21 protein-coding genes and 1 tRNA gene are annotated in these 19,490 nt (G+C 49.6%); 7 read left to right on the top strand and 15 right to left on the bottom strand.

What is annotated here, in order from left to right:
* Positions 1-78: 78 nt before the first annotated feature.
* Positions 79-1,032, top strand: a complete 954-nt coding sequence (locus tag IQ217_RS00110; RefSeq protein ID WP_194018481.1) for an orange carotenoid-binding protein — start codon at positions 79-81, stop codon at positions 1,030-1,032.
* Between the two features lie 155 nt (positions 1,033-1,187).
* Entirely contained in the window at positions 1,188-1,517 is a 330-nt protein-coding gene (locus IQ217_RS00105; protein WP_194018480.1) for a fluorescence recovery protein, read from the top strand.
* A gap of 14 nt (positions 1,518-1,531) precedes the next feature.
* Here the strand turns inward: IQ217_RS00105 and ribBA are convergent, their stop codons facing one another.
* Positions 1,532-3,184, bottom strand: coding sequence for a bifunctional 3,4-dihydroxy-2-butanone-4-phosphate synthase/GTP cyclohydrolase II (gene ribBA, locus IQ217_RS00100; protein WP_194018566.1), 1,653 nt, complete (start codon positions 3,182-3,184; stop codon positions 1,532-1,534).
* Between the two features lie 272 nt (positions 3,185-3,456).
* On the opposite strand from ribBA, the gene IQ217_RS00095 reads away from it, so the two are divergent.
* Complete coding sequence (locus IQ217_RS00095) at positions 3,457-4,188, top strand: glycoside hydrolase family 24 protein (RefSeq protein WP_194018479.1); 732 nt, start codon at positions 3,457-3,459, stop codon at positions 4,186-4,188.
* 24 nt (positions 4,189-4,212) lie between these two features.
* Here the strand turns inward: IQ217_RS00095 and hisF are convergent, their stop codons facing one another.
* Entirely contained in the window at positions 4,213-5,010 is a 798-nt protein-coding gene (gene hisF, locus IQ217_RS00090; protein ID WP_194018478.1) for an imidazole glycerol phosphate synthase subunit HisF, read from the bottom strand.
* Between the two features lie 148 nt (positions 5,011-5,158).
* Between hisF and IQ217_RS00085 the strand changes: the two genes are divergently transcribed.
* The 3 genes from IQ217_RS00085 (at position 5,159) to IQ217_RS00075 (ending at position 8,160) form a co-directional block, all read left to right on the top strand.
* Positions 5,159-6,592, top strand: coding sequence for a protein adenylyltransferase SelO family protein (locus IQ217_RS00085; RefSeq protein ID WP_194018477.1), 1,434 nt, complete (start codon positions 5,159-5,161; stop codon positions 6,590-6,592).
* 126 nt (positions 6,593-6,718) lie between these two features.
* A complete protein-coding gene (locus IQ217_RS00080) occupies positions 6,719-6,925 on the top strand; it encodes a twin-arginine translocase TatA/TatE family subunit (protein ID WP_190598986.1) in 207 nt (68 codons plus the stop codon).
* Complete coding sequence (locus tag IQ217_RS00075) at positions 6,925-8,160, top strand: glycosyltransferase family 4 protein (protein ID WP_194018476.1); 1,236 nt, start codon at positions 6,925-6,927, stop codon at positions 8,158-8,160. The genes IQ217_RS00080 and IQ217_RS00075 overlap by 1 nt, the downstream gene beginning before the upstream one ends.
* A gap of 117 nt (positions 8,161-8,277) precedes the next feature.
* On the opposite strand, the gene IQ217_RS00070 is transcribed toward IQ217_RS00075, so the two are convergent.
* The 6 genes from IQ217_RS00070 to IQ217_RS00045 all read right to left on the bottom strand — a co-directional run bounded on the left by IQ217_RS00070 (position 8,278) and on the right by IQ217_RS00045 (position 11,681).
* Positions 8,278-8,358 (bottom strand) — tRNA-Leu (locus IQ217_RS00070).
* Positions 8,359-8,432: 74 nt separating this feature from the next.
* The gene (locus tag IQ217_RS00065; protein WP_194018475.1) at positions 8,433-9,431 is read right to left on the bottom strand and encodes a permease; all 999 of its coding nucleotides are present in this window, start codon (positions 9,429-9,431) and stop codon (positions 8,433-8,435) included.
* Between the two features lie 23 nt (positions 9,432-9,454).
* The gene (locus IQ217_RS00060) at positions 9,455-9,997 is read right to left on the bottom strand and encodes an anti-sigma factor family protein (RefSeq protein WP_228023865.1); all 543 of its coding nucleotides are present in this window, start codon (positions 9,995-9,997) and stop codon (positions 9,455-9,457) included.
* Positions 9,998-10,179: 182 nt separating this feature from the next.
* The gene (locus IQ217_RS00055) at positions 10,180-10,851 is read right to left on the bottom strand and encodes a sigma-70 family RNA polymerase sigma factor (RefSeq protein WP_338116516.1); all 672 of its coding nucleotides are present in this window, start codon (positions 10,849-10,851) and stop codon (positions 10,180-10,182) included.
* Between the two features lie 256 nt (positions 10,852-11,107).
* Positions 11,108-11,359 carry a hypothetical protein gene (locus IQ217_RS00050; RefSeq protein WP_194018474.1) on the bottom strand — a complete coding sequence of 84 codons (252 nt, stop codon included), beginning with the start codon at positions 11,357-11,359 and terminating at the stop codon, positions 11,108-11,110.
* A 109-nt stretch (positions 11,360-11,468) separates the two neighbouring features.
* Complete coding sequence (locus IQ217_RS00045) at positions 11,469-11,681, bottom strand: chlorophyll a/b-binding protein (RefSeq protein ID WP_010872099.1); 213 nt, start codon at positions 11,679-11,681, stop codon at positions 11,469-11,471.
* 339 nt (positions 11,682-12,020) lie between these two features.
* On the opposite strand from IQ217_RS00045, the gene crtR reads away from it, so the two are divergent.
* Positions 12,021-12,962 carry a beta-carotene hydroxylase gene (crtR, locus tag IQ217_RS00040; protein ID WP_338116517.1) on the top strand — a complete coding sequence of 314 codons (942 nt, stop codon included), beginning with the start codon at positions 12,021-12,023 and terminating at the stop codon, positions 12,960-12,962.
* On the opposite strand, the gene gntT is transcribed toward crtR, so the two are convergent.
* From gntT to IQ217_RS00005, 7 genes are all read right to left on the bottom strand, one after another.
* Positions 12,955-14,322 carry a guanitoxin biosynthesis MATE family efflux transporter GntT gene (gntT, locus tag IQ217_RS00035; RefSeq protein WP_228023866.1) on the bottom strand — a complete coding sequence of 456 codons (1,368 nt, stop codon included), beginning with the start codon at positions 14,320-14,322 and terminating at the stop codon, positions 12,955-12,957. The genes crtR and gntT overlap by 8 nt on opposite strands.
* Positions 14,323-14,478: 156 nt before the next feature.
* On the bottom strand, positions 14,479-14,964 hold the full coding sequence (gene ispF, locus IQ217_RS00030) for a 2-C-methyl-D-erythritol 2,4-cyclodiphosphate synthase (RefSeq protein ID WP_194018471.1): 486 nt from the start codon (positions 14,962-14,964) through the stop codon (positions 14,479-14,481).
* A gap of 107 nt (positions 14,965-15,071) precedes the next feature.
* Entirely contained in the window at positions 15,072-15,620 is a 549-nt protein-coding gene (locus tag IQ217_RS00025; protein WP_194018470.1) for a DUF3782 domain-containing protein, read from the bottom strand.
* A 171-nt stretch (positions 15,621-15,791) separates the two neighbouring features.
* On the bottom strand, positions 15,792-16,727 hold the full coding sequence (locus IQ217_RS00020; protein WP_194018469.1) for an NAD-dependent epimerase/dehydratase family protein: 936 nt from the start codon (positions 16,725-16,727) through the stop codon (positions 15,792-15,794).
* Between the two features lie 77 nt (positions 16,728-16,804).
* On the bottom strand, positions 16,805-17,953 hold the full coding sequence (gene cbiD, locus IQ217_RS00015) for a cobalt-precorrin-5B (C(1))-methyltransferase CbiD (protein ID WP_194018468.1): 1,149 nt from the start codon (positions 17,951-17,953) through the stop codon (positions 16,805-16,807).
* A gap of 59 nt (positions 17,954-18,012) precedes the next feature.
* Positions 18,013-18,882: a glycosyltransferase family 2 protein gene (locus IQ217_RS00010; RefSeq protein WP_194018467.1), complete on the bottom strand. Its 870-nt coding sequence runs from the start codon at positions 18,880-18,882 to the stop codon at positions 18,013-18,015.
* A gap of 157 nt (positions 18,883-19,039) precedes the next feature.
* On the bottom strand, positions 19,040-19,490 hold a 451-nt coding region (locus IQ217_RS00005), incomplete at its 5' end, for a RecQ family zinc-binding domain-containing protein (protein ID WP_194018466.1).

The following is a 19,490-nucleotide window of genomic DNA, read 5'->3' as shown; positions in this document are numbered from 1 at the left end:
CCATTCGGTTTTCCGATCCCAAAGGGGCCCACCAAACCATGGTAAATTCTGGGGAAAGTTGATTCATGTATAAAACCTATGCCATTCACCATTGACTCTGCCCGGGGTATTTTCCCTAACACCTTAGCTGCGGACGTTGTTCCAGCTACTATCGCTCGTTTTAGTCAACTTAATGCCGAAGATCAGTTGGCATTGATTTGGTTTGCTTACCTAGAAATGGGTAACACTCTCACCATTGCCGCCCCTGGGGCCGCCAGCATGCAACTGGCAGAAAATGCCCTCAAGGAAATTCAAGCCATGAGCCCCCTCCAACAAACCCAGGCCATGTGTGACCTGGCCAACCGGGCTGACACTCCCCTGTGCCGCACCTACGCCAGTTGGTCCCCCAACATTAAATTAGGCTTTTGGTATCGCTTAGGGGAATTGATGGAACAGGGTTTTGTGGCCCCCATTCCCCCTGGTTACCAACTCTCCGCCAACGCCAATGCGGTACTGGCCACCATCCAAGGCTTAGAATCCGGTCAACAGATTACCGTATTACGGAACGCGGTGGTGGACATGGGCTTTACTGCTGGTCAAGATGCCAAACGCATTGCTGAGCCTGTGGTTCCTCCCCAAGACACCGCTAGCCGCACTAAAGTTTCCATTGAAGGGGTAACCAATGCCACTGTCCTCAATTACATGGACAACCTCAATGCCAATGATTTTGACACCTTAATCGAACTATTTACCCCCGACGGTGCTCTGCAACCTCCCTTCCAACGGCCCATTGTTGGCAAAGAAAATGTGCTCCGCTTTTTCCAGGAAGAGTGCCAAAACCTGAAATTGATCCCGGAACAGGGCGTTACCGAACCGGCAGAAGATGGTTTCACCCAAATTAAAGTTACCGGTAAGGTGCAAACTCCTTGGTTTGGTGGCAAAGTGGGCATGAACATTGCCTGGCGTTTCCTCCTCAACCCCGAAGGGAAAATTTTCTTTGTGGCGATCGATCTCCTGGCTTCCCCTAAAGAATTACTCAATTTTGCTCGCTAGAATGACTCCCCTGGGCTTTTTCTCTTTCCCATAGGTGAAGACCATGGGCGGAGGGATAATCAGCCAAAATACTAATAAATGTGGGCTTCTCGTTGCAGAGCAAGCTCACTTTTTTTATTATGGTAATGATAATTACAAATCAATATCATAAGTTAATGTTACAAACCGCTGAAGCACCTTGGTCCCAAGCTGAAACCCAGTCTGCCCACGCCCTTTTTCGCAAGGCCTATGAAAGAGAATTAGACGGGTTGTTGGCCACGGTGCAAGCCCAGGCTTCCCAGATTACGAAGATCGATGACCTTTGGAAGCTCCACGATTTTTTAAGTGCAAAACGCCACGAAATAGATGGGAAATACGACGATCGCCAGTCGGTGATTATTTTTGTCTTTGCCCAACTCTTAAAGGAAGGTTTGGTCCAGGCAGAGGAGTTAACTTTTTTAGCCCCTGACAAGCAGTCTAAAATCAAGGCTTTGGCCCGCCTTTGAGTCCCTGTCAATCCCTACTCCGCAGCCTTGCCATAGGTATAAACTGTTTGGCACTGCCATTGTTCTAGGGCATGGGGGGTGAGGTCGGCAAAAGCCAAATTTTCCCGGTCCAGGCTGACCTGCAGGGTTTCCATGGGGTCTTCCCCTTGGGCCACCAGGAAGGCCAGGGCCTGTAGGTCCGGCCATTCTTTTAGTTGGGCGAGGAAATTCTTCACCAAAGCAGGGTAGGGAGAATGGGAGTTTTTTTGCCAGGGCTGGCCCGACGGTAAATTTTGGTCTAGGCCGACGTGGAAAATTAGACCGTTTTTACCGAATAGGGCGATCGCCACGGGGCGGTTGTCTTCGTGCACCATCAGGGGGGTTCCCTGCAACAGGGCCCGGATTTTTTCCAATTTTTCGTACCGTTGCTGGGCTGAAGCTAAATTGGGGGCAAATTTAACGGCGATCGCCAGTAGATAGGTTTTGACTAACCAGTGCCCTAATTTTTCCGCTTTGGTGGTCAGGTAATGGGAATTATAGTCGTTGGCTTCAATTAGCAGGGGTACCCGTTCGACAATTTCCAACCCATAGCCTTTTAGTCCGGCGATTTTCCGGGGATTGTTGGTGATCAAGCGGATTTGTTTGACCCCCAAATCGTTGAGCATTTGCGCCCCCATGCCGTAATCCCGCAGATCTGCGGGAAAACCCAGCCGTTCGTTGGCTTCCACGGTGTCATAGCCCAAATCCTGGAGGGAATAGGCCTTGAGCTTATTGACCAAACCAATGCCCCGACCTTCCTGGCGGAGATAAACCACCACCCCCAAACCATGGTTTTCCAGCATTTTGAGGGCCGCTTGGAGTTGCATGCGACAGTCACAGCGGAGGGAACCCAGGGCATCCCCTGTTAAGCATTCTGAGTGCATTCGCACCATTACCGGCTGTTGACCAAAGGCCGCGGGATCGCCCTTCACAATGGCAATGTGCTCTGTTTGGTCTAATAAATTGCGGTAGGCATAGAGCTTAAACTCCCCAAACTGGCTAGGAAATTGGCAGATGGTCTCCCGTTGCACAAAGCGGTCGTGCTGGAGGCGGTAACTGATTAAATCAGCAATGCTGATCAGTTTGAGGTCATATTTGCGGGCATACTCCACCAATTCCGGTAACCGGGCCATGGAACCGTCGGCATTTTGAATTTCGCAAATTACCCCCGCTGGATAGAGCCCTGCTAGGCGGGATAGGTCCACTGCGGCCTCCGTGTGGCCAGCCCGTTTGAGCACCCCCCCAGTTTTGGCCCGCAGAGGGAAAATGTGACCAGGGCGAGAAAGATCTTCCGGGCGAGTGACGGGATTAATGGCAATTTGGATCGTCCGGGCCCGGTCTTCGGCGGAAATACCCGTGGTTACACCTAGATGGGGAGCTGCATCAATGCTGACAGTGAAGGCTGTTTGGTTGCTGTCAGTGTTTTTACTGACCATCAAAGGTAAATCTAATTCGTCCAGGCGATCGCCAGTCATGGCCAAGCAGATCAATCCCCGGGCTTCCACAGCCATAAAGTTAACCAGAGAAGGGGTGGCAAATTGGGCCGCACAAATTAGATCCCCTTCATTTTCGCGATTTTCGTCGTCCACCACCACCACGGCCTTGCCCGCTTTAATATCAGCTAGGGCCGCATCAATGGCATCGAACATCGGTAAATCGGACGGGACATGGGGGACAGAAACGTTCAAGGTGCAGAAAAGGAAAAAGTTAAACTTAGAGAAGTTGGCAGGGAATGGACCACGGTGGCCACAGGCCGCCCATTGGTCGAAACAACCCCGGCCTATTGACTATTTTAGAGCTTTTCTGGGGATGCCTTGGCTCTATTGCCTTGGAGGATTAATTTCTGTGGAAAAAGGAAACTTATTTTGCCTTGGTGGGAGTCCTATGATGGAAAGCGCCCTGGTTTCGCTGGCCCCCATCCATGATTGACCGCGAATTTTTACTTGACCCCAATTCCCAGTCCCCATCCGACCTTTCCTTGGTTAAAAATCGCCCTTGGTTAGCTTCACCCTGGCCCTGGACCCTGGCGATCGCCGTTTTATTGGGCTGGGGAGGCATTGCCCTGTGGCAATCCCCCTGGTCAAGGCTAAAACTGCCTTCCTTTTCCACTGCAGTGGAAATTGCTCCCCTAGTGATGGAAGGGGGTGATCCCTATCTACGGGCCCTAATGCGCACGATCAGCGCCAGTGAAGCCAACACAGCCCAGCCCTATAACGTCATCTATGGGGGACAGCATGTGCGGGACTTGAGCGAACATCCCAACCGTTGCGTCAAAATTTTTATGGGGCCGAATCGGGGCAATTGCAGTACTGCCTCTGGGCGTTACCAGTTTTTGAACACCACCTGGGCCGAAAAAGCGGGTAAATATCATCCCCAGCCCCAGAAATTTTTGCTCTGGAAAAATTACAGCTTTGAGCCGGAGTACCAGGACCAAGTGCTTTACCGTTGGCTCGCCGATACCAAAGCCTGGGGATTAGATATTGGGGCCCAATTACGGGCTGGCCATCTAGACCAGGTTTTGCGCCATCTTTCCCCCACTTGGACTAGTTTGGGCTACGGCATTGAGGATAACGTTATGACGAAGCGTCTGCCGGAACTTTACCAACAGTTGTTGGCAGAAGAATTGCTTTTAGCCCATCATCACCAGGATTGAAGGGATTTAGCAAAAAATCTCTTCCTAGTTGTCCCCTTGGCCAAGGACTGCAGCGTGCCTGACTGGAATTTGTCTCGCTTGTAAAAAGGCTTTCAACTCCCCAATGGTTAGTTGGCCATAGTGCAACAGGGAAGCCAACAGGGCCGCTTCAGCCTTACCCTCCGTAAACGCTTCATACACGTGCTGACAATTGCCCGCCCCCCCGGAAGCAATCACCGGAATTTCCACCCGTTCGGCGATCGCCGCTGTGAGGGCCAGATCGTAACCCGCTTGGGTGCCATCCCCGTCCATGCTAGTGACCAGCAATTCCCCCGCTCCCCGTTGGGCCACTTCTTCCGCCCAGGCGATCGCATCTAAACCCGTATTTTCTCGGCCCCCCCGCACATACACATCCCAACCAGGATTATCCGCATTTAGCCGACGACGGGCATCGATCGCCACCACAATACATTGCCGTCCAAAACGATCACTGGCCCGACTGATAAAATCCGGATCCCGCACAGCGGAAGAATTGACACTCACCTTATCCGCCCCGGCCCGGAGCAAATTTTTAATATGTTCCAGTGTGGAAATGCCACCCCCCACCGTGAGGGGGATGAAGACCTCTTCAGCCGTGCGATAGACCACATCAATGATGGTGTCCCGTTGCTCATGGGTGGCAGTAATGTCTAAAAACACCAATTCGTCCGCCCCCGCCTCGTTATAGGCCCGGGCTAACTCCACCGGATCCCCCGCATCCTGGAGATCAACAAAATTGATGCCCTTGACCACCCGCCCTGCATTAACATCTAAACAGGGCAAAATCCGTTTTGCTAAGGTCATTGCTATTTTCCAAGAAATACCGTGGTGGCCAGCCAGAATTTAGCTAAAGTTACTACAAAAATCTAGCAAAATTGACGGCGGCATAGGGATAATACCATCGATTTCCCTGGCTTATCTAGCTACACCTTTACTGCTTTGCCCAACAATTGTGACTAATCCGTTTTTAAATTTAACCTACGAACCAGCCGTAGAATCCTTAGGCAATGAATTTTTTGATGCAGTGCCGGCGGCCACCTTTCTTGAGCATAAACTGAGATTCCGCAACGATCGCCTGTTACCCATGGTCGGCCTAGAACCGAGTCAGGTTAGGGACGATGATTTTGTTGAAGCTTTCGGTTTGTTCCATGGGGTAAGACCATTTTTAGCTCTGCGCTACCACGGTTACCAATTTGGTGAATATAACCCTAATTTGGGCGACGGTCGAGGTTTCCTCTATGGCCAGGTGCGGGGAGTAAACGGGGAGTTATTCGATTTTGGCACCAAAGGCTCTGGCCAGACTCCCTACTCCAGGGGTGGTGACGGCCGTTTAACCCTCAAAGGCGGGGTAAGGGAAGTGTTAGCCGCCGAAGCCCTACACCGTTTGGGAGTCAATACTTCCCGTTGTTTAAGTTTGGTGGAAACCGGGGATGCCCTCTGGCGGGGGGATGAGCCTTCCCCTACCCGAGCTTCAGTAATGATCCGCTTTAGCCGCTCCCATATCCGCTTTGGCACCTTTGAGCGACTCCATTACCATCACCAACCAGAACAGATTCGGCAATTACTGGATCATGTTATCCAGACCTATTACCCAGAAATTTCTGCTCCCAGCCCCGAGGGTTCAGCCCATATTGCCTTTTTCCAAGCTTTGGTAGAACGGGTGGCCAAGTTAGTAGCCCAATGGATGGCGGCGGGCTTTTGCCATGGAGTATTAAACACAGACAACATGTCCATTACTGGGGAAAGTTTTGATTACGGCCCCTACGGTTTTTTGCCCACCTACGATTTAAATTTCATTGCTGCCTATTTTGACTATGGTGGTCGCTACCGTTTTGGTAATCAACCGGCTATCTGCCGTTGGAATTTAGAACGTTTGCAAGCGGCCTTGGGTTCTGTTATTCCCAGCAAAGCCATGACTGAGGTATTGGAAGACTATGAAAGGATTTATTTAAGCCATTACATCACCTTGATGGCCCGTCGCCTTGGTATTTCCCCCACCCTTGGCGATCGCCTGGATCTAGGGTTACGGGAAAAATTAGTCGGTCAAACCCTGCAATGTTTAGCCCAAAGCCAATGGAGCTACCCGGACTTCTTTGCCCAATTGCGGCTTAATTTCAGCCCTAGTTGGCAGGATAAGGCCGATTTGATTTTGGAAAATGTCAATTTACTCGGCGCAGACTGGTCTGCCTGGCGGTCCATATATCAGCAGGTGTTGCAGCAACTGTCCCCGGAATCCTTGGCGACAGTACCCACAGTGCTCGAGCAAGCCAACCCCCTCACGGACCTACTGCGTCCCCGCATTGAAACCATCTGGCAGGCGATCGCCGAAGACGATGATTGGGATCCCTTCCATCAATTGGTGCACAAATTGCAAACCGGGCAGTAATTTAGCCGATGCCGGAATTCTCCGAAACCATAGCCCTAAAGGAGAACAACCAAGCTGCCGAAAACTCAATTTGGGTAAACCTTCAGAGTATGATGGGAGGACGTTGTGACCCTCCAGGAGCAAAAAATGTTTGGATTAGGTTGGCCAGAAATTCTGCTGATTTTAGGGGTAGTAATCATCATTTTTGGTCCCAAGAGAATTCCGGAATTGGGAGGAGCACTGGGCAAAACCCTGCGGGGCTTCAAAGAAGAGTTACAGACCCAGGATGTGGATAGCAGTGAAGTGGTGGATGTAGACCTAGAGGAGAGCGATTCTGCGGCCAGAAAAAAATAATGAACGTTCTTTTTCTTCACCAAAATTTTCCGGGGCAATTCAAACATCTGGCTCCTGCTTTAGTGCAACAGGGGCATCAGGTGGTGGCCCTGATCATGCAAAAAAACACGCCCCCCCATTGGCAAGGGGTAAAGTTAGTCAACTATTTTCCTAATCGAGGTAGTACCCCAAACATTCATCCTTGGCTGGTGGACTTTGAGACCAAAACTATCCGGGCAGAATCCGTTTTTCATCAGGCCCGTCAGTTAAAAGAACAGGGTTTCAATCCCGATGTTGTCATTGCTAACCCCGGCTGGGGGGAAAGTTTACTGATCAAAGATGTGTGGCCCCAAACCAAGCTAGGTATTTACTGCGAATTTTTCTACCATGCGTCCGGGTATGACACTACCTTTGACCCGGAATTTGCCAGCGCGGACGAGACCGAAGTTTGTCGCATTCGCTGGAAAAACCTAAACCATTACCTTCATTTTGACATTGCCGATGGTGGACTGGCCCCCACCCAATGGCAAGCAGATTCATTTCCAGAACCTTTCCGTTCTAAGCTGACAGTTATCCACGATGGCATTGACACTAATGTTCTACGCCCCAACAACGATGCCAGCCTAACTTTCAACAATCAAATTAACCTCAACCGCAATGACGAGATTATCACTTTCGTCAATCGCAACTTGGAACCCTACCGGGGCTACCACAGTTTTATGCGCTCCCTGCCGGCAATTCTCACTAATCGTCCCGATGCCAAGGTTTTAATTGTGGGCGGCAATGGAGTTAGCTATGGTGCCAAGCCCCCTGGCGATCGCCCTTGGCGAGACATTTTTTTTGAGGAAGTCAAGGGTAAACTGACGCCGCAACAGTTGAGTCGTCTTTATTTCCTCGGCACCATTCCCTACCAATATTTCATCAGTCTGCTACAAATCTCCACGGTCCACGTTTACCTGAGTTATCCCTTTGTGCTGTCCTGGAGTTTATTGGAGTCCATGGCCTCTGGCTGTGCCATTGTCGCAAGTAACACGGCCCCGGTGCGGGAGGTAATCACCGATGGTGAAACAGGCCGGTTGGTGGACTTTTTCGACTACTCAGCCATAGCCACAACCATCTGTCAGTTATTAGGGGACAAAGAGGAAAGACAAAGATTGGGAACTAATGCCCGCCGCCTAGTCCAGGCTAAATATGACCTACAGACTATTTGTTTACCCCAACAATTACAGTGGCTAGGGGATCTAGTTTCTGCCTAGCATTAACCAGCCGGGAAACTCGGGTGTTTTGTTTGTGAATTTAATAATCTGACGGAAAACCCCACCAATCTTGTGAAAGGCGGGGCATTTTCTGTTGCACTTCAGTCATTGGTAAAATGCGGATGGCGAGACTCGAACTCGCAAGGCAAAGCCACACGCCCCTCAAACGTGCGCGTATACCAATTCCGCCACATCCGCGTTACCTGTAATAATATCATGGCAATCCCCCCAATTAAGCACCATCAAGGGACAAATTTTTTTCCTAACTGAGCTTAACTTAAGTAGTAATTGGTCACCATGGCAAAAAGAAAGACCGATAAACCTACCAAGAACACTAAATAGCTCAGGGGGCGCAGTCTTAAGGTCACTAACCAGAGCCCAATGGTCTGTAAATTGAACAGGCTCCCCCAAAGCAAAAAAGCAACCATGGACCCCCGCCAGAGTTGTTCCCCTAGGGGTACTAATAAATCTGGATTAGTAAAGTTTCCCAGGGGTAAAATCAGCGACCAACCCATCATTAGTACCGTTTGCCGCACCGGCCCCAGTCCAGCCCATTGCAGTAGCCATGCCTGGGGAAGGAAAAAGACAATGCCACAGGCGATCGCCGTGCCGATAATCAAAACCCCGCCGAATTCCTGAAATTCTTCGATAATGTTACGGCCGAAAAGATGTAACTTTTGCCGCCAGGAAAAGTCCGCTACGGGATTAACTCCACTGGCAAAAACTAGTCCTCCCTGCCTTGGGGACGCCTCCATGGAAGACTGGAGCATAATTAAAGCCCCCGACCGTAATAGGGGAATGTTTAGCAGGGCCGTTTCCCCCTCCTCCTCCGCCTGTTGACGGGCCAGTCGATAGGGACTAAACACCAACCCCATCACGATCGCCATCAACCAACTGAAAGAAATGCAAAGAAAGATGAGACCATACTGGGATTGACGGGAAGACAAAACCCTAACAATGGCAAAGATATTTAAAGTGGGCGCCGCCACTAAAAAACTGATAGCTAAAGGAATAGGGGCTCCCTGTAAAAGCAACCGCCTTACTAAAGGCACACTGCCAAAGGCCCCCAGAGGTAGCAGAAAACCAAGGGCGCTTCCGACCAAACTACTGAGCAAACGATTGCGGGGAAAATTAGCCACCCACTTTTGCTCATCGGTCCAAATTAGGAAAGTACTAGAAACAATAATCCCCAACAGGAGCCATGGTAGAGAAAGCAATAGAGCACTACCGAGCAAATTAAAAAACAGATTTAATGCAACCAAATTAGTCATCCAGGGGCAAAGCAACAATCAGATTAGTCCACCCCTTGTTCCGCTCCCTCATTTTGGGTCCCATGGCCAGGGTCCACTTTGGTTAACACTTCAAACATCGGCTCGTGGATTGCAATCATCAAAGGATCTTCATCCATGGCCACGATCGCCGGGTCCAAATTCGCCTGATTCAGGGAAGGATCCAAGGGTTTACCCAGGATACTAGAGTAGGCGGCCACCACCACAGCAGCAGCGGTCACACTGCCCCAGAACCAAATACCCCGCCAACGATTTTCTTGCTCCAGCCTGGCAAACACCTTCTGGGCCAAGGCGTCAGTGTCAATGGCCGGCGGCACCGGCACCTGGGGTAAAGCATTCTGCAAACGAATCAAGCCCAAGTAAGTCTGCTTAAACTCCGGGTCACTATCAATCCAGCCTTGTACCTGTTTTCTCTCCTGGGGGCTCACCTCCCCGTCAATGTAAGCACTCAACAGCTCGAATTTTTCATCAAACAATAAATCCTCATTCCCAGGTTCAGCTCCATCCCAAGGCTGCCGTGGGTAATCAAAGTCAAATTTTGAATTCATAGTAAACCTCTTCGGGGGAATCTCCACCGACAAGTAATAGTGAATTAGCGGTTTGTTATTAACTCTGGCCGATTCACTCCTCACAAAGTTGGACACTCCCTGAACCAAGGGTGGCAGGACTAACACCAATCATCAAAGCCATTGCTGGTGGCGGAAGTTAGGATTCAATGTTTAGGATAGGTTTAGGACGCCAAATAGGGCTGTAAAAAAGTCTGTAACTTCGCCCGGGCCCGGGCAATGCGGGATTTAACTGTCCCGAGGGAGACCCCTGTGATTTCGGCAATCTCCTCGTAGGCTAAACCGTCAATTTCCCGCAGAATAATAGTGGTGCGGAAAGCTTCGGGTAGGTCTTTGATTGCCGAACGTAAACATTCATAAAATTCAGCGGTGGATAAAGTATCATCGGGACTCGGGTAATCAGATTCAATGTCCCAATCAATTTCGCCGTCATCCATGCGCCGGGGAGCGTCCAGGGAGATGGGATGACTAACCCGTTTGCGCTTGCGTAACTCGTCGTAGAAGAGGTTAGTGGCAATGCGGCTAAGCCAACCCTTAAACTTGACTGGTTCGTTCAAGCGATGGATGTTACGGTAAACCCGGATCCAAACCTCCTGAGCTAAGTCGGCCCGGTCTTGCCAGTCGGGGGCCAAGTGATAAAGAATTTTATCCACATGGGACTGGTAACGCCGCAGCAACTCATTGAAAGCGGTACTATCGGGACGGGTCTTTTGCTGACAGAGCAAAATCAGGTCAACATTGGTTAACGATTCCGGGGGCAGGGCACCTAGTTTGCCTCCGCCACTCTCGATCGCCCAGTTGGTATTGACGGCTTGATTCATGGATTTACCCAACACGGCTGACTCCTCACATAGGCTAGTTGACGTAAGGATACCGTAAGAGTTTCTAGAATCACAGGTGTTTGCTAAAAAAATTTAAATTTTATGTCTGGCTGTGTCCATTTTTCCCTTCATCATTTTTACTTCCCCCGTCTTCTGCCGACAAAATATCGCCATATTGCCAAAAAAATAACACCCGGTACCAGGGGTGTCAGTGGTGCTATGGCAGGCGGTACCATGGGGCGACTCTAGTGGCGGTGAGCCACAGTTATTTCTAGAGAAAGTCAGCCCAACGACTGAAGAAGTAACCCCAGATGAAAGTGGCAGCCCCAATTGCTAAGAGGGTATTGGTGAAAAAGCGCCCCAATTCAGGGCTGTTGCCCAACTGCTTATCTTCCTGCCCGGCGGTGAAAAATAAAGACCAGGCCTGGTTGCTGTTGATGGGAGCAAATTCGTTGAAGTCTCTGCGGAAGACAACGGGGGCAAATAAATCTTTGTTTTGATAAATATCGGTGTCGGCGTTCATGGTTTTACCTCTTACTTGTTCATTTTCCAGGGGGTGAAGGATACTCCTTCGGCGATCAACTGGGGCTAAGCCCTGGTTCAATCAATTGCTTGGCTATCTACTCGGCAAATTAGAGAGAGAGCAACCAACCCACAATGCCGTGGCCAGTGATTACTTCCATTGCTAGTAGGGAAACAAAGCCGATCATGGCAAAGCGACCATTCATTTTTTCGGCATATTCAGTCCAACCGGCTTGAACGCTGCTGTCAACATAAACAGGGGGCTCAATGGCGAAGTTGTTGAGACGGTTGTCTTGGTCGAGGCGAAATCCGCGGCTAGTCATAAATTGGTCTCCTTTGGTTTAGGTGTTTAAGGTTTTTGTTTTGTAACCTTATGTAAATAAATGTAACGTATTGTTAAGATTTTTGTCAAGGGTATTGACCAAATAAACTTCTTGTGAATCAAGGGATTGCTTGCCTGGGCTGGGTTTGGGCGCTTTGCCTAAATTCTGAGAGGGTCAATGTTTTTCGTTACATTTGCGTAACATCGGAGGTGTCGAGTGTGCTCAGGCAATGGCGTCGGGGCCCAGGGACTGCCCCTTTGATGTCCTGTGCTTTTTCTTTGACTGTCTTCCTTTCCCCAGCATTTTTGCTATAAACTGACCAGAAGTGCGTCCCATTTCGTGTGCCAGGAGTCCGTCATAGTAATGCAGGCGACCCAACCGCTGCAAACCGTTTCCCAAGCTGTCCCAAAGAAATTTTTACAGGCGGACGGCGGCTTCAATCCCAACGTAGCCATGTTTGGGATAGCCATCCTCTTAATGCTTGCTAACATTTTTGGCTACTGGCAATGGGGACTGCCCCACTGGCTTTGCTTTTGTTGTTCAGTGCTGGCGTTACACCTGTCGGGCACCGTAATCCACGATGCATCCCACAATGCAGCTCACCGTAACACCATTGTTAATGCGGTGCTCGGCCACGGTAGTGCCCTAATGTTGGGCTTTGCCTTTCCCGTCTTTACCCGGGTGCATCTCCAACACCATGCCAACGTCAATGATCCAGAGAACGACCCGGACCATTTTGTTTCCACCGGTGGCCCCCTGTTTCTGATTGCGGCCCGATTCTTCTACCATGAGATCTTTTTCTTTAAGCGACAGTTGTGGCGTAAGTATGAGTTGCTGGAGTGGTTTTTAAGTCGGCTGGTATTGTTCACCATTGTTTTTCTCGGCATTCATTACGGTTTTATCGGCTTTGTGATGAACTACTGGTTTGTGCCGGCTTTGATCGTCGGCATTGCCCTGGGGCTATTTTTTGATTACTTACCCCACCGGCCTTTTCAGGAAAGGAACCGCTGGAAGAATGCCCGGGTTTATCCTAGTCCCATTTTGAATTGGCTTATTTTCGGGCAAAATTACCACCTCATCCACCACCTGTGGCCTTCTATTCCTTGGTACCACTACCAAAATACCTATCACATCACCAAGCCCATTTTGGACGAGAAGGGCTGTGACCAGTCCCTAGGCTTGCTGGAAGGAAAAAATTTCTGGAGCTTCCTCTATGACGTTTTCCTTGGTATTCGCTTCCATGGCCACCATGGTTCCCAGTCCTCCGACAAACCTAGCTAGGCTGTTTGGCTTCCAAGGCTAAAATCTGCGGTGAAAATCGGGTAATCAATTGCCAGCCCAGATAAATAACTAGCCCCAGCATGTAGGAAACAAGGGAAAACCAGAGTAGGTTGTTGCTCTGTTGCCAAATGGCTAGTCCAAGGCAGGGCAGATAGATCAGGCAGAAGGCAAACAGTACTCCGTTCCTCAGGGGTTGGGAAGCTTTAAGGCCGATGAAATAGCCTTCCAGCATAAAGGCCAGGGCGGTGCTCTCCAACAGCGGAATCAGCCAGATGGTGTATTGACGGACGCTGTCGTTGATTTCGGCGTGGTTCGTTAAGAGTCCAAATAGGGTTTCAGGGAAGGCGATCGCCACGGCGGCAAATCCCAGGGCCATAACTAAGGTGGTGCTAATGGCAGTGAGTAAAACCGGCAATAATAATTGATAGTCCCCTTTACTCTTGAAATTACCAGTGAGGGTTTGACTGGTCATACCCACCCCCTGGATGGTGAATTGGCTGAGCAGGGCAATTTGCAACAGCAGACCATTTTGGGCCAAAACTTCCGTGCCAAAGCTGGAACTGATATTGGTAAACAAAGAATAGGTGGTGATCAAGACCACAAAGCGGATCAAAATATTTCCTTTCAGGGCGATGGTAGACCGTAATGCTCCCCAGTCCGATAATTTGGCGATCGCCGCTTTAAACTCTCCCTTAGCTTTCCCTTTCTTGGCTAAGGCGACAATGCAGATCAAACCCAATGCCAGAGCTAAATACTGACTACTAGCAGTGGCCCAACCCGCTCCCGCACTGGCCCAGCCCCAACGGTTGATCATGAGATAGTCCAAGCCAACGTTGGAAAAATTGGCGACCAGGGAAATGAGCAAAACTAAGCCGTTGCGCTCCTGACCTAAGAGCCAGCCTAGGATCACAAAATTGAGCAATACCGCCGGAGCCCCCCAAATGCGGCCGTAAAAATAATCCATGCCCGATTGTTCTACCCCCGGAGCCCCCGTTAACAGGGCAAAACCGAATTTTTGCAAGGGATATTGCAGGGCTAAAATCCCCAGTCCCAACAACAGGGCTACGAAGGCACTTCTCAATCCCGCCACCCATACTTCCGCTTGGTCTTCTTCTCCTACGGCTTGGGCTGTGAGGGCAGTGGTGCTGGTGCGTAAAAACTTTAAGACCCGGTAGAGGTAATCAAACAAAATTGAGCCTAGGATCACCCCCGCTAAATAATCAATGTCTTCCAGATGGCCCAAAAAAGCCGTGTCCACTAACCCAGCTAGGGGCACCATCATATTGGAAAGGACGGCAATGGTAGCTAGGCGAAAAAAACGGGGCAAAAATTGATACTGGCTAGGCAGGGCAAGATTCATAAAGACTTTTAAACTGGTCAGCGGCCAAGCAAAAATGCGGTCAAAATTCACAGGGCAGGTTAAACTGCTCTTCTCACATTTTGCAACAGGCAAACCGTAACAACCTTTACCAGCGGCATGGATAGGGCAAGAATGTCCTGCCCTATGGTCCAGTGTTTAGCCCTCTTTAACCAATAGGGCCACGCTGTAGGCGGCAATGCCTTCCTCCCTGCCCGTGGGACCCAAACGCTCATTGGTGGTGGCTTTAATACCAATCAAGTCTGGATCAATGGCTAAAACTTTAGCGAGATTCTCCTTCATGGCCTGGATGTGGGGTTTAAGTTTGGGTTGTTCTGCCACAATCACGTTATCCAGATTATTAATGCGCCAACCCCGTTCAATGATGAGTTGATTAACCTGGGCCAAAAGTTTGAGGCTGTCGGCCCCCCGCCACTGGGCATCGCTGGGGGGAAAGTAGTGGCCAATGTCCCCCAAACTCAACGCTCCTAGCAGGGCATCCATTAAGGCATGGGTCAACACGTCGGCATCGCTGTGGCCATCTAGCCCCAAATGGTGGGCAATGGTAACCCCCCCCAAAATCAAGGGGCGATCGCCTACGAGGCGGTGGATATCGTAGCCGTTGCCGATGCGGAGAGCAATCATAAAAATTAGTAAGTTTAAATAAATTGAGATTGAGAAAGTAGAAAATGATCGGGCTACCTAGAATTACTTAAACAACGCCCAAAACTCCCATTTGATTAGGTGAATCATCACCAAAGCTTAGGCCGAAAATCGGCCGGAGTCTCGGCCAATTCAAACACCCCGTCGTGAATGCGGGCCACATATAAACCCTCCCGTAATGCCTGTTGCTTTAAATCTTCTGACCAATCTACTGCCGCTAGAATGCCATATAATTTTTTATCTTTATGCTCAGGAAAGAAGATACGAAACTTCTGGAGCAAATTTTTTAGTTGGGTAATGGATTCTTCCCTGGGATGGCTTTTGACTTCCACCACGTAAGCAGTATTAATGTCACTATTGGCATAGGCTAGAACGTCAATTTCTAAATGTTGCCCTCCTTTGCTGGCTCTGACACTGGGACTAATGACCTCCATGCCAAAACGCTCTTGCAGAATGCGCTCCATGGAAGGCAGAGCTAAACCTTCGGTAAAACTACCAAATTTTTTTCCTAATCCCCCAATTTGTTTACCTAGTTCTTTGATTTGACGATCAGTCTCTTGCATACGGCGATCGGTTTCTTTTTGGGACTCAATTAACTGCCCCAGTAAGGTCCAAACTTCATTGGCAGTGGTGGCCACTATTTTCCTCCTTGATGTTCAGTAACAGTTAACCAATTAAAATGCTGCAAACATTGGCATTTAGTAAACTACAGCAAATTCCGAATCAGACTGATAAACATTAAGCAGTCTCAACCCCTTCCATTCTGTAAGAGTTTTGCCGTGTCGCTCAGATACCCGTACCGCTGTAAGTTAACTAAAAGCTAGGATTTGTTCATCTAAGTCAAAATCTCCTTTTTCTTCCCCCTTACCGGACGGTAGATAATCCAGTTGAAAGCTATTTTTTAAGCCTTCTACTAAATCATAATTGGGATGCCAATCTAAATGGTCTTGGGCTTTTTGAATATCAGCAAAAAAGTGTTGTTGGCGTAACGGGAAGGCTTTGCGTTTACCAAAGTCAAAATCCTTGGGGTCATAGTGGACTAATTTAACTCCCTGGGGGTCAAGGCCCGCCGCACTGGCACAGGCTTGGGCCAAGCCATCCATGGTGACGTACCGATCGCCGGAGATGTTATAAATTTGTCCGATCGCCGCTGGGGTAACGATGGTTTTGGCCATGGCGATCGCCAAATCTTCCACATGGCCTAGTTGGGTGATGTATTGACCATTGCCGGGGATGGGAATGGCTCGACCCCGCACTAAACGGTCAAAAAACCAGGATTCGAGGGCATTGTAGTTGTGGGGGCCATAAATATAGGTGGGGCGGATAGCAGTCCAGGGAATGCCGCTCTGGGCCAGATAACGTTCCGTTTCAAATTTTCCCTTATGACGACTTTGGGGATCCACCGCATCGGTCTCCCGGTGGGGCATTTGGGAAGAAGCTTGATACACACCGGCGGAGCTCATGTAAACAAATTGTTTGACCCGACCATTGTATAAATCCACCAGGGGCTGGGTGTCGCTCAACTCCCGACCGTTGTTGTCAAAAATTACGTCAAATTCTTCCTTTTCCAGTTTTTCTCGCAACTGCTCCGGGACCCGGCGATCGCCATGGATTTGGGCCAAGCCATTGACGGGGTCAGGGCGATTACCCCGATTAAACAGCACCACTTCATGACCTTGGGCCACCAGCACCCGGCAGAGATGGATACCGATGAAACGGGTTCCCCCCATAATTAAAATGCGCATGGTCTACTGTCTCCCTCCAAATGGCAACTGTCCTATTATCCCCTAGGCTGTGCCTCACCGAAATTGTGGCGTTTTGTTTAGGCAGGCCGGTAAGTTTCTGGCATAGTCAACCCCAATTTATCGGCCATGGCTTGGCCCTGGACACTAATGGCCACCGGTAGGCGATCGCCATCGAACAGTAAACTGCCCACTTTTAAACGATGTTGACTGACCTTATAAACATATTCCTCCGAACGGCGATCAATGGTACCCGCCATAGCCTGGTAGATTTTGCCAACCCAAGGATAATTTTGCTCCGTTTGCCACTGTCGTAACAGCTTTAACCCTGCCTCGGTGGTGGGTGCTTGGCCAAGTTCCTGTACCAAAGGATAGGGTAAACCGGCTTGTACAGCTTGGGCAGTGAGAATTTCCAAACGGCCATCGGCTAAATGGTGATGGGTGTGGAAAATGCCCCCGGCTAGTTTGATCAATTTACCGTGGTAACCCAAGAGCAAGATTTCCTGCACCCCCACCGCCGCCGCCGACACCAAAAGGGAGCCTAACCAATTGGCTGTTTTTACCATTTGGTCTAAGGGTACTCCCCACTGCCGGGCCAAATCTAAACCATTTTCCCCCAAGCAAAATACTAAACATTGATGTTGCTGGGCCAAGCTAGTCAAATGCCGCTGAAACTCCGCCAGTTGATCCGGAGCACTGAGGGGTTGGGCAATGCCGCTGGTGCCTAACAAAGATAAACCTTCCACCACCCCAAAAGCTGCATTGGATGTGCGGGTGGCTAAGGTTCGACCAAGGGGCAAAATTAGGGTAACTGTGAGATTCTGATCTTCATTAATACGGGGTTGCAAATGGTGATGTAACAGCCGTTGGGCATAGCTGTAAATGGCCGCTTGGCCGTCCCTGTCAAGCTGTTTGCCAATGCCTTCTCCCCCTTGAATAATCAATTTTCCTTCCCCTGGGGTAAATTCCACTTCCGCCCAAACAGGGGTATGGCGCGTTAAATCCAAGTTATTCCCTGGTTCACTGCGGCTGATGGCCAAAGCTCTGTGCTGGCCCAGCAAGGCTCCCTGTTCAATGGTGATTTCCGCTGTTATGGCCGGTTCCAACAGTTCCAACGCCACCACATCTGGACAGTTACCAGTGAGCAAGGTTTCCACAGCGGCGATCGCCGAGGCACAGGCAAATACGGGCAGAGTATAACCAGATTGGGCGGCAATAGACTGGGACAAATTTTCTCACTGCTAATTAACTACAAGAAAAATAGGGCGATCGCCATGGAGCAATAGACTTAGTTAGGGTGAGCCGCAAACTCAATTTGTTGCCCATTGTTGGTCATATCTAAAAATTGTTCTAGATTTTGGCAACGACCTTCTTTCATGTAACGACGAAAAACTTTATTCAAAGCTAAATTTTCACTAAATTCTTGGTGGGCCGCCTGACGAATTGTGTCGGTTAAAGTCAAAGCACCTTCGTCTAGCAAGGACAAAATAGTCAGATAGGCCTTTTCCGCTGTCTCAAAGGCATTGGCAGATTGGGTAATGGAATTGTCTCGTTTGTAGTAACGGTAGAGGGGGTCGGGATGAATCGCTACTTTTTCCGTGCGACTCAATAGCTCTAAATTAAAAAGTACATCCGCCGCAAAGGGCACTTTCGTCCAGCCAGTTCCTAAAAATTGCCGTTGAAAAACTGGAAAAAAGGGAATGCGGGGACTAAGAATATCCGCCGCCGTGGCAAAGCTCAGTTCTTGCCGTTGGGGAAAGGGTTGCTTATACAACACCAATTCACTGTTATAAACCCCAGTGTTGTCGATCGCCACGCCATACTTTTCCGCTAGGGGGACTAACTTTTCCAGGCGATCGGGTGCAAAGGCATCGTCCGCATCCAAGTTGGCCAGAATCTCTCCATCACAAATACTCACCGCCGTATTTCTGGCGATCGCCTCCCCACTGCCAATGCCGCCGGTAAAAATTTGCTTCAACCTGGGGTCATTGATGCCCTGTTCCGCTAACAGTTGCAGGTAATCTACCTGGTCATCCACACCAATCGCCACCTGCCAATGGTCATAGGTCTGGGCCAACACACTGCGGACAGTAAAGGCAATGGTGTTTTCAGCCCTATAGGCGGGAATAATGATGCTTACAAGGGGCTGATTAACCATGGTGCAACGAAAAAAAGATAAATAAACGCCTAAATTTAAGGCTGTTTGCAAACTATATAAAGATGTCGATGGTCAGTAAAGTAAGACCACATTCGCCTCATATTACCGGAATCAGTATTGAATTTTATATCTAAATCATCCCCTAGGCTCCCGAAAATCACTGACGTTTAGCCAGACAATTGTCGCAGGTGCCACAGGGTTGTCTGGCCCCCAAAGAGTTATCCCCAAAGGCGGCCAAAATCGTTTGCCAGCGACAACGGGAACTGGTTAAGTATTGGGTCATCAGGTGGTACTGACTTTTCAATTCCCCTAGGGGATTAGTTTGATTATCACCAGGGGCAATGCGGTAATTAAACGGGTCTAACCACTCTAAACGACCCCGACGGTGGAGCCACGCCAGAGCTATTTCCAAATCGGGAAAATGGGGCTTTAGTTCTCTTAAGTTACCCTGGGACGGAATTTGTTTACTTAAGGCCTCTGCCCGTTGTAGACATTGACTGGCTTGGGCTAAAAAATACTGGCGCAATTGGCGATCGCCAGAATCCAACCAACCGGTGGGTTCACTAATTAAGGTCAGACATTCTGCCGGTTGCAAATCCCGCCCAGCC

The sequence above is a fragment of the Synechocystis salina LEGE 00031 genome (assembly GCF_015207985.1).
Classification (GTDB): domain Bacteria; phylum Cyanobacteriota; class Cyanobacteriia; order Cyanobacteriales; family Microcystaceae; genus Synechocystis; species Synechocystis salina.
This window is presented reverse-complemented; position numbering and strand designations above follow the sequence as displayed.